Here is a 25193-nt window from a genome sequence, read left to right on the forward strand (position 1 = left end):
GGTCGTCCCGTGAGTAACGAAGAGATCACGCTGACCGCGGGCGACGCGGAAGTGACGGTGCAGCCGGGCAACGGCGGCCGTATCGGAGGGCTCCGCGTCGGCGGTACCGAACTCCTGCGCCAGGGCGAGCGGTTCGGGTGCTTCCCGATGGTCCCCTGGTGCGGCCGGATCCGCGACGGCCGCTTCCTGGACGGCGGGACCCTCCACCAGATGCCCCTCAACTCCCCGCCGCACGCCATCCACGGCACGGTCCGCGACGGCGCCTGGCGCACGGCCCGCAGGAGCGCCGACGAGGCGGTCATCACGTACGACCTGGTCGAGCCGTGGCCCTTCCCCGGCCGCGTCACCCAGGCCGTCGCGCTGACCGGGGACGCCCTGACGCTCACCATGGCCATCGAGGCCCACGGCGACTCGTTCCCGGCGCAGATCGGCTGGCACCCGTGGTTCCACCGCAACCTCGGCGGCGAGGACGTGCTCGTCGACTTCAGCCCCGCCTGGCAGGAGGAGCGCGGCGACGACCACCTGCCCACCGGGAACCGTATCGACGTGAAGCCGGGCCCCTGGGACGACTGCTTCGGCATGCCGGACGGCGTCGACGTCACCCTGACCTGGCCGGGCCAGCTGGAGCTGAAGGTGACGAGCCCCGAGCAGTGGGTCGTCGTCTACGACGAGCAGGAGGCCGCCGTGTGCGTCGAACCGCAGACCGGCCCGCCCAACGGCCTGAACACCCTGCCTCGCCTGGTCACCCCGATCGAGCCGCTCGAAGCCACGATGACCTGGAGTTGGACGCGCCTCTGAGCCCGCGGGCATCGCCTCTAAGCTGGCAGGCATGACGGACGTACGCGGCGTGGTGCTGCAGCAGATCAAGGACAAGGCCGTGGTGCACGGCAAGGTGACCCTGTCGTCGGGTCTCGAGGCCGACTACTACATCGACCTCCGGCGCGTCACCCTCGACGGGGAGGCCGCCCCGCTCGTCGGCCAGGTGCTGCTGGACCTGACCGCCGACCTCGACTTCGACGCGGTCGGCGGTCTGACCATGGGCGCCGACCCGGTGGCCACGTCGATGCTGCACGCCGCCGCCGCGCGCGGGCGGAAGCTGGACGCCTTCGTCGTGCGCAAGGCCGCGAAGGCGCACGGCATGCAGCGCCAGGTGGAGGGCCCCGAGATCAAGGGCCGCCGGGTCCTGGTCGTCGAGGACACCTCCACCACCGGCGACTCCCCGCTCACCGCCGTCGAGGCCGTGCGCGCGGCCGGTGCCGAGGTCGTCGGCGTCGCGACCATCGTGGACCGGGCGACCGGTGCCGCCGAGAAGATCGAGACGGGTGCGGGAGTGCCGTATCTCTTCGCGTACTCGAAGGACGAACTGGGCCTGGACTGACCGCCTCCGCCCTCGCGTCCGCCCGAGTTGTCCACAGGTCGGGACGGGCAGGGGTGACCATCCGGCCGCGTCTGGAAAGATGGGGCCGACGATGACGTCGCACCCAAGGTCTAGGTCAGGGCCGTAGTACGCAGATCGCGAAGATCGCCAACCCGCACATACCAAGGAGCGGACAGATGCCCATCGCAACCCCCGAGGTCTACAACGAGATGCTCGACCGGGCGAAGGCAGGCAAGTTCGCCTACCCGGCCATCAATGTGACCTCGACCCAGACCCTGCACGCTGCGCTGCGCGGCTTCGCGGAGGCCGAGAGCGACGGCATCGTCCAGATCTCCACGGGTGGCGCCGAGTTCCTGGGCGGCCAGTACGCCAAGGAGATGGTCACGGGTTCCGTGGCCCTGGCCGAGTTCGCGCACATCGTCGCCGAGAAGTACCCGGTCACGGTCGCGCTGCACACCGACCACTGCCCCAAGGACAAGCTCGACGGATACGTCCGTCCGCTGATCGCCGTCTCCGAGGAGCGCGTGAAGGCCGGCGGCAACCCGCTGTTCCAGTCGCACATGTGGGACGGCTCGGCGGAGACCCTCGCCGACAACCTCGCCATCGCGCAGGAGCTGCTGGCCCGCGCCGCCGCCGCGAAGATCATCCTCGAGGTGGAGATCACCCCGACCGGCGGCGAGGAGGACGGTGTCTCGCACGAGATCAACGACTCCCTCTACACCACGGTCGAGGACGCGATCCGTACGGTCGAGGCGCTCGGCCTCGGCGAGAAGGGCCGCTACCTGCTGGCCGCGTCCTTCGGCAACGTGCACGGTGTGTACAAGCCGGGCAACGTCGTCCTGCGTCCCGAGCTGCTCAAGGAGCTGAACGAGGGCGTCGCCGCCAAGTACGGTCAGCCGGCCGGCAGCAAGCCGTTCAACTTCGTCTTCCACGGCGGCTCCGGCTCCACGCCGGAGGAGATCGCCACCGCGCTGGAGAACGGCGTGGTGAAGATGAACCTCGACACCGACACCCAGTACGCGTTCACGCGCCCCGTCGCGGACCACATGCTGAAGAACTACGACGGTGTCCTGAAGGTCGACGGCGAGGTCGGCTCCAAGAAGACCTACGACCCGCGCACCTGGGGCAAGCTCGCCGAGGCGTCGATGGCCAAGCGCGTCACCGAGGCGTGCTCGCACCTCCGCTCCACGGGCACGAAGATCAAGTAACCCCCACGGTTCATCGCGAGCCCGGTGCTACGGCACCGGGCTCGTTGTATACCTGGGGCATGTCCGACGTCCGGCTCGCCTCGCCCCAGGGCAAGTGGATCCTGCTCACCACGGTCCTCGGCTCCAGCATGGCCATGGTCGACTCCACCGTCGTCAACGTCGCCCTGCCCCGCATCGGCCGCGACCTCGACGCCGACCTGGCCGCCCTCCAGTGGACGGTCAACGCGTACATGCTCACGCTGGCCGGCCTGATCCTCCTCGGCGGCTCCCTCGGCGACCGCTACGGCCGCCGCAGGATCTTCGTCCTGGGCGTCGTCTGGTTCGCGGCGGCCTCCCTGCTGTGCGGGCTCGCGCCCAACGCCGGGATCCTGGTCGCCGCCCGCGCGCTGCAGGGCGTCGGCGGCGCGCTCCTCACCCCGGGCTCCCTCGCCCTCATCCAGGCCTCCTTCCACCCCGACGACCGGGCGAAGGCGGTCGGCCTGTGGTCCGGCTTCGGCGGCGTCGGCGCGGCCGTCGGCCCGTTCCTGGGCGGCTGGCTGGTGGACGGCCCCGGCTGGCGCTGGGTGTTCCTGATCAACGTCCCGATGGCGCTGGTGTGCGCCCCCATCGCGGTCCGTCACGTCCCCGAGTCCTCCGACGGCCGCACACACGGCCGCTTCGACGTGCTCGGCGCGGCCCTCGGCGCCATCGCGCTGGCCCTCGTCACGTACGCGCTGATCGAGGCGCGGAACGGTTCGCTGGTGGTCGCGCTGACCGCCGTCGCCGGTGTGGTCGCGGGCATCGCCTTCGTCTACGTCGAGAAGCGGCGCCCCGACCCGATGATGCCGCCGGACATCTTCGCGTCGCGCCAGTTCACGGCGGTCAACCTCGTCACGCTCTGCGTCTACGCGGCCTTCAGCGGCTTCTTCTTCCTCACCGCGCTCCAACTCCAGGTCGTGGCGGGCTACTCGGCGCTCCAGGCCGGCACGGCCCTGCTTCCCACGACTGCCCTCATGCTCCTCTTCTCGGCCCGCTCCGGCGAACTCGCCCAGCGCATCGGCCCCCGCATCCCCCTCACGGTCGGCCCCCTCCTGTGCGCGGCGGCGATGCTGCTGATGCTGCGGGTCGGCCCCGACGCCTCCTACCTCGCCGACGTCCTGCCCGCCCTGCTGGTGATGGGCGCCGGAATGGTCACCCTGGTCGCGCCGCTCACGGCCACCGTCCTCGCCTCCGTGGACACCGCGCGGGCGGGCCTGGCCAGCGGCATCAACAACGCGGCGGCCCGCGCGGCCGGCCTGCTCGCCGTCGCCGCGCTGCCGCTGCTCGCCGGGATGGGCCCGGAGGCGTACCGCTCGGCGCACGCCTTCGACAACGCCTTCCGCCGCGCGATGCCGCTGTGCGCGGGCGTCCTGGTGGTCGGCGCGATCCTGGCCTACGCGACCGTACGGCGCCCGGCCCCGGACTGCCGCCGCCCGGAGTGCCTCACACACGGCTGGGTGACGGCACCACCGCTGGAGCCGCGGGTGGGGAAGGGGCGCCTGGAGGCCGGGGAGCAGCCGGGGGAGTAGCCGGAGAGCAGCCCGGGCCCGCTTGATGCCGGGCGGCGACGGGATGGCGGGCGGGGCGGGGACGGGATGCCGGTCGAGACGAGATGCCGGTCGGGACAGGACGGGACGGGACGGCGGTCGGGACAGGACGGCGGTCGGCGACGGGACGGTGGTCGGCAACGGGATGGCCGCCGGTAACGAGACGGCGGTCGGCGACGGGATGCCGGGCAATGGCCCTCCCTGGGGGAGACTGGAACCCATGACGATTCACGAGAACCTCCTCGGGGGACCGCCCCCGACCCACCTCCCCGAAGACCCCGGCCCGCGCGACCTCCTCGCGAGCGGTACGGCGCCCGCCGACGTCGCCGCCAAGTACCCGACCTCCTCGCTCGCCTGGGCCCTGCTGGCCGACGACGCGTTCGAGCGGGGCAGCGTCGTGGAGTCGTACGCCTATGCCCGTACGGGCTACCACCGCGGCCTGGACTCCCTGCGCCGCAACGGCTGGAAGGGCCACGGCCCGGTCCCCTGGGAGCACGAGCCGAACCGCGGCTTCCTGCGCGCCCTGCACGCCCTCGCGCGCGCCGCGCAGGCGATCGGGGAGCAGGAGGAGTACGCGCGCTGCTCGCAGTTCCTGAAGGACTCCTCGCCGACGGCGGCCCAGACGCTGGGCTAGATCCTTCGCGTTGTTGCAGGTCCGCCTGGTGTGACCAGGCGGACCTTGCGGACTCGGGGGACGATTGTGGAGGATGCCCGGTGGGGACCGGGGCCCCCGTGTCGGAATTCGGCAGGGGCGGACCGCTACCCGGAGTACGCATCAGGAGACAGCGATGTCCCAACCGGCTCAGGAACCTCAGGAGCCCGAGGCCCCGCATCTCGACTTCCAGGGAACGACCCCCTACGAGGACTACGTCCAGGCGGACGTCCTCACCCACCTTCAGCACACCCGCTCCGACGACCCCGGCGAAATGGTCTTCCTGGTCACCACCCAGGTGATGGAGCTGTGGTTCACCGTCATCGTCCACGAGTGGGAGACCGCCGCGCGCGCCCTGCGCGAGGACCGGGTGCCGGTCGCGGTCGACGCGCTGAAGCGTTCCGTACGCGAACTGGAGGCGCTGAACGCCTCCTGGCGGCCCCTCGGCCAGCTCACGCCGGCCCAGTTCAACTCCTACCGTGGCGCCCTCGGCGAGGGCTCCGGCTTTCAGTCGGCGATGTACCGCCGCATGGAGTTCCTGCTCGGTGAGAAGTCCGCGTCCATGCTCGTCCCGCACCGCGGCGCCCCGCGCGTGCACGCCGAGCTGGAGAAGGCCCTGCACGAACCGAGCCTCTACGACGAGGTGTTGAGGCTCCTCGACCGGCGCGGGCACGCGATTCCCGAGGCCGTGCTGAAGCGCGACGTGTCGCTGCGGTACGAGCCGTCGGAGGAGGTCGAGAAGGCATGGACCGACCTCTACTCCGGTGACGCGAACGACGAACTCGCCCGGCTGGGCGAGGCGTTGACCGATGTCGCCGAGCTGGTGTGGCGATGGCGCAACGACCATCTCGTCTCCACCCGGCGCGCGATGGGCGCGAAGACCGGCACGGGCGGCTCCGCCGGGGTGGCCTGGCTGGAGAAGCGCGCGCAGAAGAACGTGTTCCCCGAGCTGTGGACGGCGCGCTCCCATGTCTGAACTCGCGCGCAGGGCAGAGAAGTTGGACGCCGCTGACGAACTGGCGGGTGTGCGTGCGCAGTTCGTCCTCGACGACGTGGTGTATCTGGACGGGAACTCGCTCGGCGCGCTGCCGGCGTCGGTCCCCGGCCGGGTCGAGGACGTGGTCCGTCGTCAGTGGGGCGAGCTGCGCATCCGCTCCTGGGACGAGAGCGGCTGGTGGACCGCGCCCGAGCGGATCGGGGACCGTATCGCTCCGCTGGTCGGGGCGGCGGCCGGGCAGATCGTCGTGGGCGATTCCACAAGTGTCAATGTCTTCAAGGCACTTGTGGGTGCCGTGCGGCTGGCGGGGGAGGGGCGGGACGAGATCGTCGTCGACGCGACGACCTTCCCCACGGACGGGTACATCGCCGAGTCGGCGGCCCGGATGACCGGCTGCACGCTGCGGCCGGTGACCCCGGCGGAGGTCCCGGGCGTGCTCGGCGACCGCACGGCGGCGGTACTCCTCAACCACGTCGACTACCGCACCGGCCGGCTGCACGACCTGCCCGCGCTCACGGCCGCGGTGCATGCGGCCGGTGCTGTGGCCGTCTGGGACCTGTGCCACAGCGCGGGCGCCCTGCCGGTCGGGCTCGACGAGCACGGCGTGGACCTCGCGGTCGGCTGCACCTACAAGTACCTGAACGGCGGCCCGGGTTCACCGGCGTACCTCTATGTGCGCCGGGAGTTGCAGGACCGCTTCGACTCCCCGCTCCCCGGCTGGAACTCGCACGCCGAACCCTTCGGCATGCGGCCCGCCTACGAACCGGCGGCGGGCGCGTTGCGCGGTCGCGTCGGCACGCCGGACATCCTGTCCATGCTCGCCCTCGAAGCCGCCCTGGAGGTGTGGGACGGCGACGGCGTCTCGATCGAGGCCGTGCGCGCCAAGTCCCTCGCCCTGACGGACTTCTTCCTGGAGTGCGTGACGTCGTACGTCCCGGCCGGGCGGGTGGAGACGGTGACCCCGGTGGCCCATGCGGAGCGGGGCAGCCAGGTCGCGCTGCGCTGCGCGGACGCCGGTGACGTGATGAAGCGGCTGATCGAGCGGGGCGTGGTCGGCGACTTCCGGCACCCGGACGTACTGCGGTTCGGATTCACGCCGTTGTACGTCGGGTTCGGGGACGTGGAGCGGGCGGCGCGTGTGCTGGGAGACGTAGTCCGCTAGAAGCTGTACCCGCATCTAACCGTCGTGGTGCATGGGAGTGGTTAGCGTGCCTGTGACGAACACCCCTGCCACGGCGGCGGCCCGCGCGGCGCGTGCGGCCCGCTCCGCGGCGGGGGCGTCCGGGGCCGTCCCGGTGGTCAGCAACTCGTAGTAGAGGGGCGCCGACACGGCCCGTACGACCTGGGCGGCATCGGTGCCTGCGGGCAACTCCCCGCGCGCCACGGCCTGTTCGACGCAGGGCGCCCACTCGGCGACCCGCACCTCGTAGAAGTGGCGCAGGGCCTCGGCCGTACGGTCGTCGCAGGTAGCGGCGGCGATGACCGCGCGGAACAGGGCGCCTTGGCGGGGGTCGGCCAAAGTGCGCTGCACCAGCAGGGCGTTGGCGCGCAGGTCGCCGAGCAGCGAGCCCGTCTCCTCGCGGGGGAGCGACTGTTCGGCCATGTCGACGAGCAGGTCCGCGACCAGCGCGGTCACCGAACCCCAGCGCCGGTACACCGTGGTCTTGCCGACCTCGGCCCGCCGGGCGACGTCCGAGAGGTCGAGCCGGTCGACACCCTGCTCGGCCAGCACATCACCCGCGGCGCGCAGCACCGCCGTACGGACGCGTGCGGTGCGGCCGCCGGGGCGCAGGGTGCCGGGTTCGGTGGACATCGCGGTCTCCTTGGTGTGCCGACGAGGGGGTGACGAGATGCTGACAAGGTGTGCCGTGACGGGCATGGTGTCAGCGTAACGAAACAGCAGAACCGTTTAACCCTCACCCAGCGTGACATCCGCGTGTCCGCGCACGTCACCGGCCTGGTAGCGTCCCGCCAACGGCCGCAATCTTCTCCAGGTCCGCCACATCCGAACCGTCCAAATCCTCCCCCAGTGCCGAAAGCCTGGGAGGTACCCCCATCGTCGCTGAGAGGTTGGAGCATGCCGGACGACGTCGCCGCACGTGCCGCCGCAGAAGAGGAGTCCGCCTTCTCGCACCCCGCCGTCGACCCCGACAGCACCGCCGCGTACGGCGACCACCCCGACCAGGTGATCGACTTCTACGCCCCGCGCGGCGAACGCGTGCCGGGCGAGCCTGCCCCTCTGGTCGTAGTACTCCACGGGGGCGCGTGGCGCGCCCCGTACGACCGTCGGCACATCACCCCGTTCGCGGACTTCCTCGCCCACCGGGGCTTCGCGGTGGCCAACGTCGAGTATCGACGGGGGCCTGCGAGTCCCGCGGAGGGCGCTTCGATCCCGGCGCAGGGTGGTGCGACGGGCCTGGTCGCCGGCCGCTGGCCGGACACCTTCGACGACGTCGCGGCGGCGCTGGACGCGCTCCCCGCGCTCGTACGGGTGGCGTTGCCGCAGGCCGATCCGCGCCGCACGGTGATCACCGGCCACTCGGCGGGCGGTCATCTGGCCCTGTGGGCGGCGGCCCGGCATGTCCTCCCCAAGGACTCCCCCTGGCGCACCGACGCCCCCGCCGCCCTGCGCGGAGTGGTCGCCCTCGCCCCGATCGCCGACTTCACGGTCGCCGAGAAACTCGCCGTGTGCGGCGGAGCGGCCGGTCAACTCCTGGGCGGCGAAGCCAAGTTCGCCGAACGGCTGCCGTACGCGGACCCGACGTTCCTCCTCCCCACCGGCATCGCGACCACCCTCGTCCAGGGCCGCGCCGACGTCGACGTCCCCCAGGCGGTCGCCGAGTCCTACGCGGACGCGGCGGCGAAGTCGGGCGAGGTGGTCGGCCTCACGCTCCTGGAGGACGTGGGTCACTTCCCGTTGATCGACCCGGCGGCGGACGCGTGCGCGGTGGTCGCGGAGGAGATCGCACAGTTGGCGTGGTGAGCGCCCCTCGCCCGCCCCGGTCATACCCGTAGTACCTGAGAGCTACGACGCAGATGAGCTCCCTGGCGTGACGCGGACGACGAGCGCGGATCCGTAATTTCCCTTCCAGATGAGCCCGACGGCCGGGCGGACTGGGAGGGGGGACGGCGATGGGGCTCGACACGGGGGCGGGGCTCGATACGGGGGTAGGGCTCGATACGGAGGTGCACCGGGCGGCAACTGCCGGGTGGAGTACGGAAGTTTCCGCGCCGAGAGCGGCCGGCCGCGCCAGCAGCCCCGGCCGGCCCAACCGACCTCGCACCGGCAGATGGCGCCGCGCCCTCCTCGCCGCGCTGGTCACCACCGCCATAGTGATCCCCCTCTCGGCCGCGGCGCAGCCCGAGATCCCGGCACCGAAACCCGCCGCCCTCGCCCCGCTCACGTCGGCCACGCTGGACGAGGCGTACGCGGCGAACCGGGCCAATGCCTCCGAGGCGTCCCGCATGGCAGCCGCCGACGGCGACGAGCATCGCGCTACGGCAGACCGTGCGATGGCCGACCCCGCCCGCCGCTTCCTCGCCTTCGACGGGCGGGGCGAGGGCCAAGCGGCGGAGATTTTCGGTGACTTGGCGCACGCCGAGCACGTGGCCGTCCTGGTGCCGGGCTCGGACACCTCGCTCGACACCTACGACCGCTTCCGCGCGACCGCCCTGAACCTGCGCCGCCAACTGACCCTGGACGCCCCGCATTCGCCTACGGCGGTCGTGGCCTGGCTCGGCTACCGGACCCCGCGCACGGTGAGCACCACCGTGCTGACCGCAGACAGAGCGGACCAAGCGGCCCCGCAGCTACGGGAGTTCATACGACAGCTGCACGACATCACCGGCCGTGAGGCACAGGTCGCGCTGGTGTGCCACTCGTACGGCACGGTCGTCTGCGGTCGTGCCGCCGCCGGTCTGGACGTGGCGGACATCGCCCTGATCGGCAGCCCCGGCACGGGTGCCGACTCCGCCGCCGACCTGCACACCCCGGCCCGCGTGTGGGCGGGGCGTGGCCGCGACGACTGGATCGGAGACGTCCCGCACGTCAGCGCTGACCTCTTCGGTACGACCGTCGGCTTCGGCACCGACCCGGTGTCCCCGGCGTTCGGCGCCCGCGTCTTCGCGGCCGGCGACGTCGGCCACAGCGACTACTTCTCCCCGGGCTCGGCCTCCCTGGCCAACCTCGCCCGGATCGTCCTGGGCGAGACCTCGGAGGTGACCCATGCGTGACCGCAGCCTCAGCGGCGTGATGGACGGGAACAGGATCGGCACCGGGATACGGCAGGGCATCGTCGGCATACGGCGAGGCGCCACCCGTGTCGACGCCGCGACCCCGCCCGACCGGGACCGTGCCGTGGACGCTCTGCGCGCCTTCGCGATCCTCGGTGTCGTCATGGGCCACTGGTTGGTGACGGCCCTGGTCGCGGACAGCGGGGCGCTGCACACGGCGAGCCCCTTGCAGCACATGCCCTGGCTCGCGCCCATCTCCTGGGTGTTCCAGACGCTGGCGGTGTTCTTCCTGGTGGGCGGTCATGTGGCGACCCGGGGTCACGCCTCCGCACGGGCCCGGGGCACGACGTACGGTCAATGGCTGACCGCCCGTCTGTCCCGGCTGTTCAGGCCGGTGGCGGCAGTCCTCACCCTGTGGACGGTGGTCGCGATCGCGCTGCTGCTGTCCGGCGCGGACTTCGAAACGGTCCGCGCGCTGGTCAAGTTGGCGCTGTCCCCGATGTGGTTCCTGGTCGTGTTCGCGGGTCTGACGGCGGCCACTCCGCTCGTCGCGCGGCTCAACCCGCTGTGGCCGCTGGCCGTCGTACTGCACGTGGACCTGATCCGTTTCGGCTTGGGCGGCCCGTCCTGGCTCGGCTGGGTGAACGTGGCGGCCGGCTGGCTGGTGCCCTACACCCTGGGCGCGGCCTGGACCCGGGGCGAGTTGGACCGTGCCCGGGCGGGCTGGGTCCTGCTGGCAGGCGGTACGGCGGCGACGGCGGCACTCGTCCTCTTGGCGCGCTACCCGGCGTCGATGGTCGGCGTCCCCGGCGGCACGATCTCCAACCTGGACCCGCCGACCCTGGCCGCCGTCACCTTCGGCCTGGCCCAGTGCGGCCTGGCCCTGCTCCTCCGCGACCGCCTGCGCCGCACGATGCGCCGCCCGCTCGTCTGGTCGGCGGTAGCCCTGGTCAACCTCTCCGCGATGACGATCTTCCTCTGGCACCAGACCGCCCTGATGGCCACCACCGCCACGATGCTGCCCGCCGGTCACCTGCCGGGCCTGCACACACTCCCCGACGACCTGACCTGGGTGGCGGCCCGAGTGGCATGGCTCCCGGTGTTCGCGCTGGCCCTGACGATCTGCTGGACGGCGTTCCGGACGTACGAACAGGACCCGCGTCCCCGTCCGATCCGCACCCGCATGCGCCTCCGCTTCCGTACCCGCATCCGAGCGAAGTCCCCTCACCGTGCCTAGGGTTGACCGGGTGAACGCAGCCGCCGACGGTGCCGAGCCCGCGCAGGGGACATCCGCACCCGTCCCCGCGCCGGGACCGCACATCTCCAAACGCCGCTGGCTTCGCTACCTGGTGTACGCCCTCGTCTCCCTCGCCGCCCTGGGCCTCTCCCTGTCCGGCACGGACGAGATGATGGGCGAGTACAAACTGGGCGTACCCCAGGGCGTGTTGGCCGGTTTCGCGCAGGGCGTCGCCCTGGTCCTCGCCCTGCGTCGGCCCGTCCCCGCCTGGGCCCTGTCCCTCACCGCCACGGCCGTCACCGCACTGGCCGCGCGTGCTGCCATGGATCCCCGCCCCGCCCTGGGGCAAGTCCCGTACCCCGGCACCGGCCCCGGTCCCGACTGGCCCTGGAGCACCACCGAAGTCATCGTCCAGGCCGCCGTCCTCCTGCTCGTGGCCCTGCGCGTGCCCACCCGCAGAGCTCTCGCGGCGCTGGGCGTGACCGGCCTGACGACGTTCGTCATCCAGGGTGTGCTCGGCGCCCAGAGCTACTCCTCGACGGGCACGCTCGCGGTGGCCGTCTGCGCGGTCGCCGTCCTCGTCGGCACCACCCTGCGCGGCCGCAGCGAGGCCCGCACCCAGCTCGTGGAGCAGGTGACGATCACGGCGGAGGAGCGCAACCGCCGCACCCTCCTGGAGGAGCGCAGCCGTATCGCCCGTGAGCTGCACGACGTGGTCGCCCACCACATGTCGGTGATCTCCATCCAGGCCCAGGTCGCGCCCCACCTGGTCGAGAACCCGTCGGAGGAGCTCAAGGAGAACCTCGCCGGCATCCGACAGAACGCCCTCGAAGCCCTCACCGAACTGCGCCGGGTGCTCGGCGTGCTCCGCTCGGAGAACCCGGAGTATCCGGAGGACCCGTACGCCATCGGCGGCGCCGGTACGGGTGCCGCCCCTGATGCCCCGCAGCCCACCCTGGATCGCCTGGACGCCCTGATGGAGAACACCAGGGCCGCCGGTCTCGACGTGCGCAGCGATGTCAGGGGCGAGGTGCTCGCGCTGGCACCCGGGGTGGAGCTGTCGGCGTACCGGATCATCCAGGAGGCGCTCAGCAACGCGCTGCGTCACGCCCCCGGTTCCACGGTCGCCGTCGAGGTCACCCACGCCCCCGACGGGCTGCGGCTGTTCGTCACCAACTCCCGTCCGCAGCAGCCCGTTCCGCCCTCCCCGGGCGCTGGTCACGGCCTGCTCGGCATGCGGGAGCGGGCGGCGATGCTGGGCGGACACGTGACCGCGGGGAGGACGTTCCAGGGCGGCTTCGCGGTCGTGGCGTTCCTGCCCCGGGACGGTGTCGCCCGTCCCGCCGAACCAGCCGGTCCCTCCGGTGCCGGCACGTCCGCCGTTCCCGAGTTCATCTTCCCGACAGGAGACGACATCCCATGACGAGCGGCACCATCCGCGTACTCATCGCCGACGACCAGCAGATGGTCCGGCAGGGCTTCACCGTGCTTCTCAACGCCCAGCCCGGCATAGAGGTCGTCGGCCAGGCGGTCGACGGCCTGGACGCGGTGGCCAAGGTCGCCGAACTCGCCCCGGACGTCGTCCTCATGGACATCCGCATGCCCGAACTCGGCGGCATCGAGGCCACCCGCCGCATCACGGTCGCGACCCCGCAGATCAAGGTGCTGGTGCTCACCACCTTCGACCTCGACGAGTACGTGTACGAGGCGCTGCGGGCGGGCGCCTCCGGCTTCCTCCTCAAGGACGCGTCCGCCGAGCAACTGGCCGAGGCGGTACGGGTGGTGGCGGCCGGTGACGCACTGCTCGCGCCGGGCGTCACGCGCCGCCTGATCGCCGAGTTCTCCCGACTGAACGGCACACCGCGCACCCCGCTCAAGTCCCGCGTCGGCGACCTCACCGAGCGGGAGACGGAGGTGCTCGCGCTGATCGCGCAGGGCCTGTCGAACGCGGAGATCGCCGAGCACCTGGTGGTCGCCGAGCAGACCGTGAAGACCCATGTGGGCCGCATCCTGGTGAAGTTGGGGCTGCGCGACCGTACGCAGGCGGCGGTGTTCGCCTACGAGTCGGGGCTGGTCCGGCCGGGCGGGGGCCGCTGAAGCCACGGGAGCCAAAGTGCCGCTGAAGCCGGGCCGTCAGGCATACCCGTAGTACTTGAGACGGACGGACCAGGACCCTTCTCACAGGTGACGACGGCTACCCGCCCCTCCGCCTACCGTTTTGAATGTGACCGAGACGACCCAGCAGATGCCGCCAGTGGGCGGGGCCAAGCCGCGCAGCCCGGAGTTCCGGCTCGCCGCGGACGCCCTGCGCGGGCTGCGGCAGGACCTGTTCCACGATGCCTTCGCCTACCGCCCGTTGCCCCGCTCCACCGCCGAAGGCCCGCTGACCCGCCGCCTGAAGGGGCGGGCGCGGGAGAACGCGGCCTGGAGTCCGCACGCCCTGATCGTCGCGGCCGGCCTGCTCGCGATGTTCGTCGCGACGAACGACGAGGCCCGCGGCGCGGGCAGCAACCTGATCCTCGGCCTGCTCGCCCTGGCGCCGGTGCTGCTGACCATGGTGCGGCCGGTCGGCGCGTTCTGGCTGTCCATGGCGGCGACCCCGGTCGCCACCGCCCTGGCGACCGGGTTCGACGACGAGTGGCCGTGGCGGAATGGCAGCTTCGCCTGCCATCTGTTCGTGCTGACGATCGTGGCGATACGCACCCGGCCGCGCACGGCCGCCTGGATGTGGACGCTGACAGCGGTCTACGGCTTCATCGCAGGCAACGTCGCCGGCGGCCACGCCTTCGGCTCGGACACCGCCCAGTTGCTGTTCTTCTCCGCCTTCGCCCTGCTCGGCGTCGCCGTCTGGCAGATACGCCGCGAGGCCCGGCAGGAGGTCACCGCCCAGCAGACCGTCACCGCGCACGAGCGGTCCCGGCGCACGCTGCTGGAGGAGCGCACGACGATCGCCCGCGAGCTGCACGACGTGGTGGCCCACCACATGTCGGTGGTCGCCATCCAGGCGGAGGCCGCGCCCTACCGCGTGGAGAACCCGCCGCCGGAGCTGGAGCGCGCGTTCGTCACGATCCGGGAGAACGCGGTGGCGGCCCTGACCGAGTTGCGCCGTGTCCTGGGAGTGGTGCGTGCGGAGGACTACGAGGCGCCGGACGCCCCGCAGCCCACCCTCGCCGACATGGACGGACTGCTCGCCAATGTGCGCGACGCGGGCCTGAGCGTCGACAAGGCGGTGACGGGGGCGGTGCGTGAACTCCCGCAGGGCGTCGAGCTGTCGGCGTACCGGATAGTGCAGGAGGCGTTGAGCAACACGTTGCGGCACGCGCCCGGCGCGAGCGCCCGCGTCGAGATCGGTTATGTGCTGGGCGGGTTGGGCCTGCGGATAGTCAACGGCCCGATGCCCGAGCCGAGCCTGGTGAAGCCCTCGCCCGGTGCGGGGCACGGCATCACGGGGATGCGGGAGCGGGTGTCGATGTTGAACGGCGAGATGACGGCGGTGCCGGTGGAGGGCGGCGGTTACGAGGTGACGGTGTTCCTGCCGGTGCCGAGTGCGAGTGAACCGGTCCCGAGTACGAGCGGAGGTGACGCATGACCATCCGGGTACTGATCGCGGACGACCAGATGATGGTGCGCGAGGGCTTCTCGGTCCTGCTGGGCGCGATGCCGGACATCGAGGTCGTCGGCGAGGCGGTGAACGGCAGGGACGCGGTCGAGCGGGTGCGTGAACTGGCCCCGGACGTGGTGCTGATGGACATCCGGATGCCGGAGATGAACGGCATCGAGGCGACCCGGGAGATCGTCGCGGCGGACGGCGCGGCGAAGGTGCTGGTGCTCACCACGTTCGACCTCGACGAGTACGTGTACCAGGCGCTGCGGGCGGGAGCCTCGGGCTTCCTGCTCAAGGACGCCTCGGCACGCCAACTCGCCGACGGGGTAAGGGTGGTGGCGGCCGGCGAGGCACTGCTCGCGCCCTCCGTCACCAGACGGCTGATCACGGAGTTCTCGAAGTTGTCGGAGTCGCCCCGTCTGATGCCCGCCGCGCAGCCGGGGTCGTACGGGGAACTGACCGAGCGGGAGACGGAGGTGCTGGTCCTGATCGCGCAGGGCCTGTCGAACGGGGAGATCGCCGAGCGGCTGGTGGTGGCGGAGTCGACGATCAAGACCCATGTCAGCCGCGTCCTGGTGAAGTTGGGGCTGCGGGATCGTACGCAGGCGGCGGTGTTCGCGTACGAGGCGAGGCTGGTGAGGCCGGGGTAGGGACGGGTACGGGTACGGGTTGTTTGTGGCCGGGGGCGGGTTCCTCGTGGCCGGGGGCGGGCTCTGAGGAGACTCTGATGGAACGCTGAGCCGATTCTGTCCCGGGCTCTGAGGGGACGTTGATCAGCGGCGGACGAATCCGTTCGAGAGTGGTGCGCAGCAACTGGTGCTTCCACCGAATTCCCCCTCTCGATGGAGTGATCCATGGCATTCGCCCCGCGCAAGAAGACCTCCGCCCGGCGCTTCTCCCCCCGTACGCTCGGGGTGCTCGGTGTCCTCACCGTGGGCGCCTCGCTGCTCACGGCTCCGCAGGCACTCGCCGCCGACACTCCCACCAACGCCGAGCTGCTGAAGGCCTGCAACTGGGCCAGCTTCTGCAAGTTCCGCCCGCAGAGCTACTGGAGCTACACCGGCCCGGCGCACCAGGTCGGCAGCACCGCGTACAACTGCGGGACGCAGACCAACCAGCACCGGATCGACTGGTCGGACACGACCACCGCGGGCAACACGGTCGGCGTCTCGGTCACCGCCGGCTACAAGTTCGCCGAGGTCTTCGAGGTGTCGGTCGAGACGAGCTACAGCCACACCTGGCAGAACTCCCACACCGACACCGAGTCCAACACGGTCAACATCCCCTCGGGCAGCTACGGCTGGATCGAGCGCGGCACCGCGAAGCAGCAGGCCAAGGGGTGGTGGGAGATCCAGTTCAAGGACAAGTACTACGGCCACTACGACTGGTACGTCTACGACTACCAGGAGTCCGGTTTCAACAACGACAACCCCAGCTACGGCTATGTCACCTTCAAGGACAAGCCGATGAGCCTGGCCGATCGCGGCCGACACTGCTGACGGGCGGCGCGCGATGTCCCGTATCGCCGCTCTCGCGGTCTGCTCGCTCCTCCTCCTGACCGGCTGCGCGACCGCGAACGCCGAGGGCACGCACGTCGGTTACGCGGACCGTGCGGGGCCGACGGTGATCGGTACCGACGGCTCGGCGGAGAGCAGGGTCGTGGCGGCGCTCTACGGCGAACTCCTCACCGGGGCCGGACAGAAGGTGCGGACGGCGGATGCCTCGTACGCGTCGCCGGTCGCCACCGCGCAGGCCGTGGTGGACGGGAGGATCAGCATCGCGCCCGCCTACGAGTCCACTCTGCTCCGGGCGATGCCGGGCGGGCAGACCATGCCGGGGAACATGGAGGCGACGCTGAGCATGGCGTTGCCGCCGGGGATCGTCGCGCTGCCCCCGGCCGCCGCGCAGGGCGGGGTCGTCCTCGCGGTCACCCGGTCCACCGCGAAGCGGCACAAGCTGAGCGGCCTGGCGGATCTGCGCCGGGCCGGTACCGGTCTGACGCTCGGCGGTTCCGCGTCCGGTGATCCCGACGCCCCGTCCGTCGCCGCCCTGAAGGAGGCGTACGGCGTCACGCTCACCCCGGCCGGGACGGCGGGGACGGCGGACGTACGGGTGCTGCGCAGCACCGACCCGGCGATCGCCCGGGACGGGCTGGTGGTGCTCGCCGACCCGAAGGCGGTCGTACCGCCCGAGCACGTCTTCCCGTTGATCAGCGCCCCCGCCCTGGACCTGACCGGCCGGACGGCGCTGGCCAGGGTCAACACCCTGCTGACGACACCCCAGTTGGCGAAGCTCACCGCGTCGGTCGACGCGGGCGAGACCCCCGGCAGAGCGGCGAGGGCCTGGCTGCGCGCCAAGGGTCTCCTGCGCTAGCCCTGCACCAGCCCGCAATGGCTCAACCATCACCCCTCCACACAACTCACGTAGGAAAGGCGGTAGTTCCATGCGCACGGTCAGACGCAAGGTGGTCATGGCGATGCTCGCCGCGGCCGCCGCGGTCGGCGGTCTCGCGGCTCCCGGGACGGCCTCGGCGGCGAGCGACAAGTTCGTGACCCTCAGGGTCTGCAGCGGGTCCACCGAGACGGTGAAGTTCTTCTTCGTCGGGGAGAACCAGTACGGCGACTGGATCGGCTCGCAGTTCTGGGAGATCGCGCCGAAGGGCTGCACGACGGCGAGCGGTTACTGGTGGAAGGCCGGGCAGTCGGTCGAGTTCCACCACCGCAAGCCCAGCACCGGCTGGCGCTGGGAGCCCCGGCTCATCTCGTACAACGACACGAAGGACAAGGCGGTCTACGACCTCTGGATCGGCTGACCGCCGGCACCACTGCCGATCCCCGCACCGCCGATCCCCGTACTGCCGACCCCACCACCGATGCTCCCCTTCTCGGTGGTGGGGTCGGCGTTCACCAGATAGCCCGCGCCCCGCACGGTGCGGATGAGGGACTGGCCGGAGTCGCCCAGCTTGCGGCGCAGGTAGTAGACGTAGGTCTCCACGACCCCGGACTCGCCCTGGAAGTCGTACTTCCAGACGCTGTCGAGGAGGCTGCCCTTGGAGACCACCCGGCCCGCGTTCTCCATGAGGACCTTCAGCAGGGCGAACTCGGTGGCCGACAGGCGCACCGGCTGTCCGTGCCGCCATGCCTCGCGGGTGTCGACGTCGAGTTCGACGCCGCCCGCGCGCAGCCGGCGCGGGGCGGCGGGGATGTCGTGGCCGAGGGGCCGGAGCGGGACGGCGCCGCGGGAGCGGCGGATCAGGGCGCGGATGCGGGCGCTGACCTCGGTGAGGTCGAAGGGCTTGGTGACGTAGTCGTCGCCGCCCAGGGCCAGCGCGCGGCACTTGTCGGCGACCGAGTGGCGGCCGCTGAGGAAGAGCACCGGGGTGTTGTCGCCCGAGGCCCGCAGCAGCCGGCAGACCTCGGCGCCGTCCAGGTCGGGCAGGACGAGGTCGAGCAGTACGGCGTCGGGCCGGTGGTCGCGGACGGCGACCAGGGCCTCGGCGCCCGTGGCGACGGCATGCGCGTCGAAGCCGAGGAAGCCCAGGGCCGTCACGAGTGGCTCGGAGATACCGGCGTCGTCCTCCACCACGAGGACGGAGGGGCGGTGGGGGGAACGTTCTCGGGTCACGTCTGACGCACCTTCGGTCAAGGGGATCTGTCAGGCCTCACCCCCAAGGCTGACGATCAAAGGGTTGTCCACGTAGCCCCTTCCATCACTCCAGACAAACAATCACCGCTGTTCACAGGTGTTCCGGTAGGGCGCGTCGGGGATGTCCGCGGCCCATTCGGCCCGGGTCAGCACGGTGCCGGCGCGGGCGCACACCTGGGTGAGGACGGCGGAGGCGGAGACGGCGTAGCGCTGGAGCGGGACGTGGTCGCCCGCGACGTAGAGCGTGCTGTTGTCGGGGCTGAAGGCGAGGGAGCGGATGTCCTCGCCGGGGGTGGGCAGGGTGCCGCCGAGGGGTTGCCGGGTGGCGGTGTCCCAGAGCTGGACGGTGCCGGCGTCACCGGCGACGGCGAGGGTGCGGCCGTCCGGGCTGAACGCCAGCGCGCTGACGGCCTCGGGGGTGTTGGCGACGGGGGCGGGGAAGACGTTCGGCAGGATTCCCGCGCGGTCGCGCAGCGCCCCGTCCCACAGGGCGACCCGCCCGGTCAGGTCACCGGCCGCCAGCCGGGAGCCGTCGCCGCTGAACGCGAGGGCACCGATCCTCCCGCTCTGCCCGAGGGCCTGTGCGGTGACGGGTCCGGAGGGCAGGGCGACGGCGTGGCTGTTGCCGACGAGGAGCCGGCCGTCGGGCCGGACGGCGAGGGTGCCGCTGTCGAAGTCCTGGAGCACGGCGGTCCTGCGCTGCCGGGCGGTGTCCCAGACCTCGTCGGTGACCTCGGGGGTGCCGGTGGTGTCCGGGACGGCGCCCGCGAGACCGGTCAGCTCGGTGAGTTCGGGCAGGTCGTCGAGGTCGGGCATGACGACGGCGGCCGGAGCGCTCCACGTACGCGCGGCCAGCAGGGTGCGCCCGCCCGGACCGAGGGCGACCGCGACCGCGGGCCCCGACGCCGACGCGGAGGGGGCGGTGGCGAGATCGACCGTGCCGCGTTCCCGGCCGCGCGCGACATCCCAGAGGGTCAGCCGCTGGGTGGCGGTGTCCCGGCCCGGTGCGGACACCCCGTAGGCGAACGTGTCGCCGTCCGGGCTGAACGCCATCAGGGACCTGGTGTCCGCCGGCACGACCGGCTCGCTCCCGGCGCGGGCCAACGGGAGCGCGGGGGAGCGCAGTTGGCGCAGGAGCCGTCCGTTCACGGTGGCGCGGAGCTGGAAGCGGTAGTGGCCGCCGGTCCGTTCGGCGGTGGCGAGGACGCGGCCGGAGGGGTCGAGCAGCGCGTTGTCCAGCGGACGGTCCCGCCACCGGGGGGTGGTCGCGGCGGCGACGTCGAGGGTGTGGACGGTGGCGCCTTCGAGGTAGCGCAGGACGGGTTGGTCGGGGTCCCAGGCCAGACTCCCGGACGGCAGCTGCCCGTTGAGGGAGTACCGGAACACGGGCGCATCCGGCGCCGACAGCCGCCACACCCGGATCTCGTCACGGCACGAGGCCGCCAGGAACTCCCCGTTCCGGCTGAAGGCCGCGTACTGGACGTCCGGATAGAAGAGACCGGCGAGCCGCCGTCCCGAGGTGGTGTCCCAGGCGCGGATCCCGGTGCCGGACAGGGCGATGAGCCGATGGTCCGCGCCGAGCCCGAGCAGTTCGTACGCGTCGTCGCAGATCCCGTGCGTGTGCTCCCACGCGCCGTGCAGCGCACGCCGACGGCCGAGGTCCCACACGGCGGGCGCGTGCCCCTTGGCGCAGACGGCGACCTGCCGGTCGTCCGGACTCGGCGCCACATCGGGCCCGCCCGCGCCCGAGGCCTCGTAGAGCACCCGGTCGTCCGTGACGGCCCGCAGCCACGTCCGCCCGCCGCGCGGATCGCGCACCACATAGCTGCGGCCGCTGGGCCCGAAGCCGATCCGGTACGACGACGGCAGCGCCCGCGCGGGCCCGGTCCACTTCCCGGTGGCGGTGTCCAACAGCCGCTTCCCGCCCGGCACTTGGAGCGCCACGACCCGGGCGTCGGGAGAAGCGGCGAGCACCGTGGCGGCCCCGGGCAGGGGTCCGAAAGCGATACGGCGGTGGGTGGTGACGTTCCAGGTGCCCCAGGTCCGTCCCTCGGTGCTGAGCACGGCGCGGCCGGAGTCGGTGAGGAAGCGCGGGGTGTCGCCGTCCGACCCGGGCGCGGTGAAGGCGTCCAACTGGGGCTGGGTGAGCGCGCCGAGCAGCGCGGAGCGGCTCTCGGTGAGCGGGGCCGTGCGCCAGGCGGCGACGCTGAGCAGCATGGCCGTCCTGGGGTCGGTGGCCCGCATCGAACCGGCGACCGAGGCGACCCGGCGCGCGGCCGTCTCGACGCGTTCCCGTACGCCGTTGCGATGCAGCTGCCAGGCGACCAGACCGGTGACCAGTGACAGCGCCACGGCGGCGGACAGCGAGAGGATCAGGCGCCGGGCCCGGCGGGCGGTCCGGGTGGCCGAACGGCGTTCGTGCGCGCGGGCGTCGAGCGCGGCGGTGAGGAACTCCCGTTCCAGCGTGTTGAGTTCGGGGGAGAGTCCGGCCGAGAACATCTCCTCCGCGTGGGCCAGCCGGTTGCCCCGGTAGAGGGTGCCGGTGTCACGGCCGAGCTCCGCCCAGGTGCGGGCGGCCTGGGTGAGGCTCCGGTGGTGGCGCAGCCGTTCACGGTCTTCTTCCACCCAACTGTGCAGCCTGGGCCAGCTGTTGATGAGGGACTCGTGGGCCAACTCCATACCCTCGGCGTCCACGGTCAGCAGCCGGGCACGGGCCAGCCGTTCGACGACCTCGCACAACTCCGGTTCGGAGGCGTCCAGTTCGTCCCGCCGGACCGGGCGCCGGGTGTCCGTGGTCCCCTGCCCCGGTTCGACCAGCCGCAGCAGCACCCGCCGGGCGGTGCGGGCCTGGGCGGGGGAGAGGCTGTCGTAGAGGTGCTCGGCGGTCGCGGCGATCGCGCCGCACACTCCGCCCGCCGCCTCGTAGGCGGCCATGGTCAGGGTCCGGCCGCGGCGCCGGTGCCAGGTCTCCAACAGGGCGTGCGACAGCATCGGCAGCGCGCCGGGCCGGTCGACGACCTCGTCGATGATCCGGGCGGTCAGCTCCCGCTCGACCAGCAGCCCGGCAGCGGCGGCCGGCCGGACCACCGCCTCCCGCAACTCCGTCGCGTCCATCGGCCCGACCAGCAGATGGGCCTCCCGCAACGCGTCCACCAGCCCCCGGTGTTCGGCGCACCGGGCATAGAAGTCGGCCCGTACGGCGATGACGACCCTGAGCCGGTTTTGCCGGTCCCGCGCGGCGAGCAGCAGCTCGATGAACCGGGCCCGTTCCTCCCGGTCCCGGCACAGCGTGAAGATCTCCTCGAACTGGTCGACCACCACCCAGCTGTCCGGCTCCCCGTCCCCCGGAGCCAGCAGATGCCCGTGGGTCGCCGCCGGCGTGGCCCCCGGGGTGAGCACCCGCAGCACCGCCGCGCAGCCGTCCTGCTGGACGCGCCGCCGCAGCCGGGGTATCAACCCGGCCCGCAGCAACGACGACTTCCCGCTGCCGGACGCCCCGAACACCATCGCCAGCCGGTGCTCGCACACCAGCTCCAGCAACTCCCCGACCAGCCGCTCCCGCCCGAAGAACAGCTCCTCGTCACCGGGTTCGAACCGCACGAGCCCGCGATACGGCGGCTCGTCCGCACCGCCTCCGTCCTGCCGGGCGGCCATGTCCTCCTCGGCCGCCGCCTTCCACCGCGTCTCCCATTCCCCGGGGTCGGCGTCACAGGCCCGCGCATACGCCTGCACCACGGCGAGCGACGGCAACCGCTCCCCGCCGGCCGCCTGCGCGAGGGTGGCCGCCGAGTAGTGCGCGCGCCGGGCCATCGTCCGGTACGACGGCCCGCCGCACCCGGCACGCAGTTCCCGCAACTGATGCGCGAGCCGCTGCACGGCCCCGGCCTCGGGATCCACCGGCCGCTCGGGACGTCCCATCGCACCACCAATCGCCCGTTCCTGGCAGGGTCGCAATGATTGAAACATCAAGAAGCGGCGGGCGGGCCGGGACCGGGAACGGGGGCTGCGATATTCACCACAAGTCCACACGGGGGTGCGGGCGCCGGCCGGGAGCTCCTGGTCAGCAGCTTGTCCAACGGTCGGCGTCCGTCCATAGCAGCGGCTGACGACCTCGCCTTCGGCCTCTGGGGCCCGGCGGTCGTGTCCGACCCGTACGTCGCCTGCGCGGGTCTTCGATCTTGAGCGGTGCGACCCTGTGCCGGTCTTCCCGGAGGGGACTGTCCCTGCGGAAGTGTGACAGTTCGGCGCGGAGTGTCACACTTTCTGGGCTGCACTCTCCTGGCGCCGAAGATCCCCGCGCACCGCCCAACACCGCTTCACCCACGAGGACTTCGGCCGTACGGCACCCCCGCCCGAGCGCGAGCCCTTCCATACGGTGCCTCTCACGCTGCGTCCAGTTCGCACCAGACGTACTTGCCGCGGTTGCCGTTCCTGGACTGTGGTTGCCAGCCCCATTGGTCGGCGCAGGCCCGGACCAGTGCGAGGCCGCGGCCGTCCTCAGTGGTGGTGAGGTGGTCCCACGCCTGTGGTGGCTCCGGTGGTTCGGGGTTCGCGTCCCAGGCGCCGATGCGGAGAGTACGGGGCGACCAGGAGACTCGTAGGGCGGCGGGGCCGTCGGTGTGCCGTACGGCGTTGGCGATCAGCTCCGTGGCGAGGAGTTCGGCGGTGTCGACGAGGGTGATCAGGCCGTGCATCGTGAGGATCAGGCGGAGGGTGCGGCGACTGATCGTGACGGCGCGGGGGTCGTTGGGGATCTGGAGTGTGTACTCCCAGGGCGCGCTTTCGGGCATGGGTGAACTCCGTTCGTGGGGTGGGGAGTTGGCGTTCAGGGCCGGTGGCAGTGCCGCAGCCGTCGTGGCAGGACGGAGCGGTGCGCTTCCGGGTCCCCGGGGTTTCGCAGGGTGTGCGTCGCAACACCGACGGTAGTGCAAAAATTTTTGTCAGCGCAAGCGGGTGTCGTAATCTGACCCCCGAACGAGGCAAGCCAGTAAGGCGGTTGAGGAGGGGTATGGCGCCGAGGAGTCAGCCCACGGCGAGGCAGGTGCGCCTGGGCGAGGAACTGCGTCGGCTGAGGGAAGCGGCCGGGCTGAAGGCCCGTGAGGTGGCCGGCCTGCTCAATTCGACGTCGGCCCAGATGAGCCAGGTGGAGGCGGGCAACGTCGGCGTCAGCGAGGAGCGGGTACGACGCCTTGCCGCCCACTACGCCTGCACGGACGAGGCGTTGATCGACGCCCTCGTGGCGATGGCGACCGACCGTACCCGTGGCTGGTGGGAGGAATATCGGGGCGTGCTGCCGCCGGTGTTCCAGGACACTGCCGAGGTGGAACACCATGCGACGTTCCTGCGCGAGGTTGTGATCACCCATGTTCCGGGGTTGTTGCAGACCGCCGACTATGCCCGTGCGATCTATACGTACGTGCAACCTGGGCTGCCCGAAAGCGAATTGGCGCCTCGGGTGGACCACAGACTGATGCGGCGAGCCGTGATCGAGGGCGATACCCCGACCCCGTACGAAACGCTGATCCACGAGTGCGCCCTGCGCATCCAGGTGGCCGACCACCGGACCTCCCTGTCTCAGCTCCGGCGCATCTTGGACGAGATCGACAACGGGCACGCCACTGTGCGGGTCATCCCCCTTGACCGGGAGGGATTTGCCGGAGCCGGAATCTCGATGATGTACGCGGGTGGTCCGGTGCCACGGTTGGACACAGGACTACGGGACGCCCCGACCGGCGTCGCGTTCATCGATGCGGAAGCTCAGTTGGAGCAACTGCGAGGCCTCTTCCTTAGGATGCAAGAGGCGTCGCTGGAACCCACCGCGTCGCGGGACTTCATCCACCGGCTGGCGAAGGAACTGTAATGAACTGGCGAAAGTCGACGTACTCCGGCGGCGGCGACGGCGACACCTGCGTCGAGATAGCCACCCTCCCCACCCGCACAGCCGTCCGCGACTCCAAGGTGCCCACTCGCGCCACCCTCTCCTTCCCCACCCCCGCCTTCACCGCCCTCGTCGAGCACATCAAGGCCGGTGACAGTGATCGTTTCTGCGGTGAATCGGGTCCGCCGGTCGGGTGAACGGCCGTGTCCTGAGCTGTTGGTGCAAACCGGGCGCCCGCTACACCAGGACGCATGATCAAACACCTGAAGTACGGCCTCACCGCACTCGCGTTGACCGTCCTGCCCGTCCTCGCCAACGCGCCCGCGAGCCACGCGACCACGACGTCCGCCGGTTCCTCCGGTTCCTCCGGCGCCCGCGCCGCCGTCAGCACCTTCCGCATCATCTCGCGCTTCAGCAACCGATGTCTGACCGCCAACGGCGACAACGTGGAGGTGACGGACTGCAGTGCCCGGCCGGTGTCGAGCCAGGACTGGTACTGGCAGGACACGAAGCTGGTCAACTACGCCGAGGCGAAGTGCCTCGACGTCAGGAACGGCGAGCTCGACGCCCCGGCCCAGCTCGTCGGTGACTGCCACGGCCAGGCCAACCAGCGCTGGCAGTGGCACGGCGAGCAGCTGCGGACCGACGTCAACTACCAGTGCCTGAGCATCCAGAACCGCGGCGACTGGAGCACGCACGCGGGCATCAACCTCCGCAACTGCGAGGACACCGCCACCTGGCAGCGGTGGTACACGCAGGCCTAGCCGACCCGTAGCGCGAGACGTGACCCACGGGG

General features: G+C 71.6%; 24 protein-coding genes. 20 read left to right on the forward strand and 4 right to left on the reverse strand.

The features are described from left to right. Nucleotides 1–9 precede the first annotated feature (9 nt). From OO70_RS10315 to kynU, 7 genes are all read left to right on the forward strand, one after another. On the forward strand, nt 10–798 hold the full coding sequence (locus OO70_RS10315; protein WP_043667287.1) for an aldose epimerase family protein: 789 nt from the start codon (nt 10–12) through the stop codon (nt 796–798). A gap of 31 nt (nt 799–829) precedes the next feature. Continuing rightward, entirely contained in the window at nt 830–1378 is a 549-nt protein-coding gene (gene pyrE / locus OO70_RS10320) for an orotate phosphoribosyltransferase (RefSeq protein WP_043667290.1), read from the forward strand. A 176-nt stretch (nt 1379–1554) separates the two neighbouring features. Continuing rightward, the gene (gene fbaA, locus OO70_RS10325) at nt 1555–2586 is read left to right on the forward strand and encodes a class II fructose-bisphosphate aldolase (RefSeq protein WP_043667292.1); all 1032 of its coding nucleotides are present in this window, start codon (nt 1555–1557) and stop codon (nt 2584–2586) included. 59 nt (nt 2587–2645) lie between these two features. After that, nucleotides 2646–4133, forward strand: coding sequence for an MFS transporter (locus OO70_RS10330; RefSeq protein ID WP_043667294.1), 1488 nt, complete (start codon nt 2646–2648; stop codon nt 4131–4133). Between the two features lie 238 nt (nt 4134–4371). Next, nucleotides 4372–4785: a DUF3151 domain-containing protein gene (locus OO70_RS10335; RefSeq protein ID WP_043667295.1), complete on the forward strand. Its 414-nt coding sequence runs from the start codon at nt 4372–4374 to the stop codon at nt 4783–4785. Nucleotides 4786–4939: 154 nt separating this feature from the next. Further along, nucleotides 4940–5779, forward strand: coding sequence for a tryptophan 2,3-dioxygenase family protein (locus OO70_RS10340; protein WP_043667297.1), 840 nt, complete (start codon nt 4940–4942; stop codon nt 5777–5779). After that, nucleotides 5772–6962 carry a kynureninase gene (gene kynU, locus OO70_RS10345; protein ID WP_043667299.1) on the forward strand — a complete coding sequence of 397 codons (1191 nt, stop codon included), beginning with the start codon at nt 5772–5774 and terminating at the stop codon, nt 6960–6962. The genes OO70_RS10340 and kynU overlap by 8 nt, the downstream gene beginning before the upstream one ends. Nucleotides 6963–6977: 15 nt before the next feature. Here kynU and OO70_RS10350 read toward each other — a convergent pair whose 3' ends face one another. Beyond that, the gene (locus tag OO70_RS10350) at nt 6978–7613 is read right to left on the reverse strand and encodes a TetR/AcrR family transcriptional regulator (protein ID WP_043667301.1); all 636 of its coding nucleotides are present in this window, start codon (nt 7611–7613) and stop codon (nt 6978–6980) included. A 264-nt stretch (nt 7614–7877) separates the two neighbouring features. On the opposite strand from OO70_RS10350, the gene OO70_RS10355 reads away from it, so the two are divergent. The 10 genes from OO70_RS10355 (at nt 7878) to OO70_RS10400 (ending at nt 17686) form a co-directional block, all read left to right on the forward strand. After that, on the forward strand, nt 7878–8783 hold the full coding sequence (locus OO70_RS10355; RefSeq protein ID WP_043667303.1) for an alpha/beta hydrolase: 906 nt from the start codon (nt 7878–7880) through the stop codon (nt 8781–8783). A 149-nt stretch (nt 8784–8932) separates the two neighbouring features. Beyond that, on the forward strand, nt 8933–10033 hold the full coding sequence (locus OO70_RS10360; RefSeq protein WP_078651336.1) for an alpha/beta hydrolase: 1101 nt from the start codon (nt 8933–8935) through the stop codon (nt 10031–10033). Nucleotides 10034–10052: 19 nt separating this feature from the next. Next, on the forward strand, nt 10053–11270 hold the full coding sequence (locus tag OO70_RS10365) for an acyltransferase family protein (RefSeq protein ID WP_051741105.1): 1218 nt from the start codon (nt 10053–10055) through the stop codon (nt 11268–11270). A gap of 10 nt (nt 11271–11280) precedes the next feature. After that, entirely contained in the window at nt 11281–12693 is a 1413-nt protein-coding gene (locus OO70_RS10370) for a sensor histidine kinase (RefSeq protein WP_043667305.1), read from the forward strand. Next, on the forward strand, nt 12690–13367 hold the full coding sequence (locus OO70_RS10375; protein ID WP_043667307.1) for a response regulator: 678 nt from the start codon (nt 12690–12692) through the stop codon (nt 13365–13367). Before OO70_RS10370 ends, OO70_RS10375 begins: the two co-directional genes overlap by 4 nt. A 127-nt stretch (nt 13368–13494) precedes the next feature. Then, nucleotides 13495–14859 (forward strand): sensor histidine kinase, encoded by a 1365-nt coding sequence (locus OO70_RS10380; protein ID WP_407702758.1) that lies wholly within the window; start codon nt 13495–13497, stop codon nt 14857–14859. Then, a complete protein-coding gene (locus OO70_RS10385) occupies nt 14856–15524 on the forward strand; it encodes a response regulator (protein WP_043667309.1) in 669 nt (222 codons plus the stop codon). Before OO70_RS10380 ends, OO70_RS10385 begins: the two co-directional genes overlap by 4 nt. Nucleotides 15525–15728: 204 nt before the next feature. Continuing rightward, nucleotides 15729–16373, forward strand: coding sequence for a hypothetical protein (locus OO70_RS10390; protein WP_043667311.1), 645 nt, complete (start codon nt 15729–15731; stop codon nt 16371–16373). Nucleotides 16374–16386: 13 nt separating this feature from the next. Further along, nucleotides 16387–17247, forward strand: coding sequence for a glycine betaine ABC transporter substrate-binding protein (locus OO70_RS10395; RefSeq protein ID WP_043667312.1), 861 nt, complete (start codon nt 16387–16389; stop codon nt 17245–17247). 70 nt (nt 17248–17317) lie between these two features. Then, the gene (locus OO70_RS10400) at nt 17318–17686 is read left to right on the forward strand and encodes a hypothetical protein (protein WP_043667314.1); all 369 of its coding nucleotides are present in this window, start codon (nt 17318–17320) and stop codon (nt 17684–17686) included. Here the strand turns inward: OO70_RS10400 and OO70_RS10405 are convergent. From OO70_RS10405 to OO70_RS10415, 3 genes are all read right to left on the reverse strand, one after another. Next, the gene (locus OO70_RS10405; protein ID WP_106971651.1) at nt 17665–18498 is read right to left on the reverse strand and encodes a response regulator transcription factor; all 834 of its coding nucleotides are present in this window, start codon (nt 18496–18498) and stop codon (nt 17665–17667) included. The genes OO70_RS10400 and OO70_RS10405 overlap by 22 nt on opposite strands. Nucleotides 18499–18600: 102 nt before the next feature. After that, the gene (locus tag OO70_RS10410; RefSeq protein ID WP_043667317.1) at nt 18601–22437 is read right to left on the reverse strand and encodes an nSTAND1 domain-containing NTPase; all 3837 of its coding nucleotides are present in this window, start codon (nt 22435–22437) and stop codon (nt 18601–18603) included. A gap of 464 nt (nt 22438–22901) precedes the next feature. Next, nucleotides 22902–23309, reverse strand: a complete 408-nt coding sequence (locus tag OO70_RS10415) for an ATP-binding protein (protein ID WP_043667320.1) — start codon at nt 23307–23309, stop codon at nt 22902–22904. 218 nt (nt 23310–23527) lie between these two features. Between OO70_RS10415 and OO70_RS10420 the strand changes: the two genes are divergently transcribed. Genes OO70_RS10420 through OO70_RS10430 form a run of 3 tightly spaced genes read left to right on the forward strand, consistent with a single transcriptional unit; the run spans nt 23528 to nt 25161 of the window. Further along, nucleotides 23528–24379, forward strand: coding sequence for a helix-turn-helix domain-containing protein (locus OO70_RS10420; RefSeq protein ID WP_043667322.1), 852 nt, complete (start codon nt 23528–23530; stop codon nt 24377–24379). Continuing rightward, nucleotides 24379–24594, forward strand: coding sequence for a DUF397 domain-containing protein (locus OO70_RS10425; RefSeq protein ID WP_051741041.1), 216 nt, complete (start codon nt 24379–24381; stop codon nt 24592–24594). The genes OO70_RS10420 and OO70_RS10425 overlap by 1 nt, the downstream gene beginning before the upstream one ends. 54 nt (nt 24595–24648) lie before the next feature. Next, nucleotides 24649–25161, forward strand: a complete 513-nt coding sequence (locus tag OO70_RS10430; protein WP_043667324.1) for an RICIN domain-containing protein — start codon at nt 24649–24651, stop codon at nt 25159–25161. The last annotated feature ends 32 nt before the right edge of the window (nt 25162–25193 follow it).

The organism is Streptomyces xylophagus, from assembly GCF_000716435.1.
GTDB lineage: Bacteria > Actinomycetota > Actinomycetes > Streptomycetales > Streptomycetaceae > Streptomyces > Streptomyces xylophagus.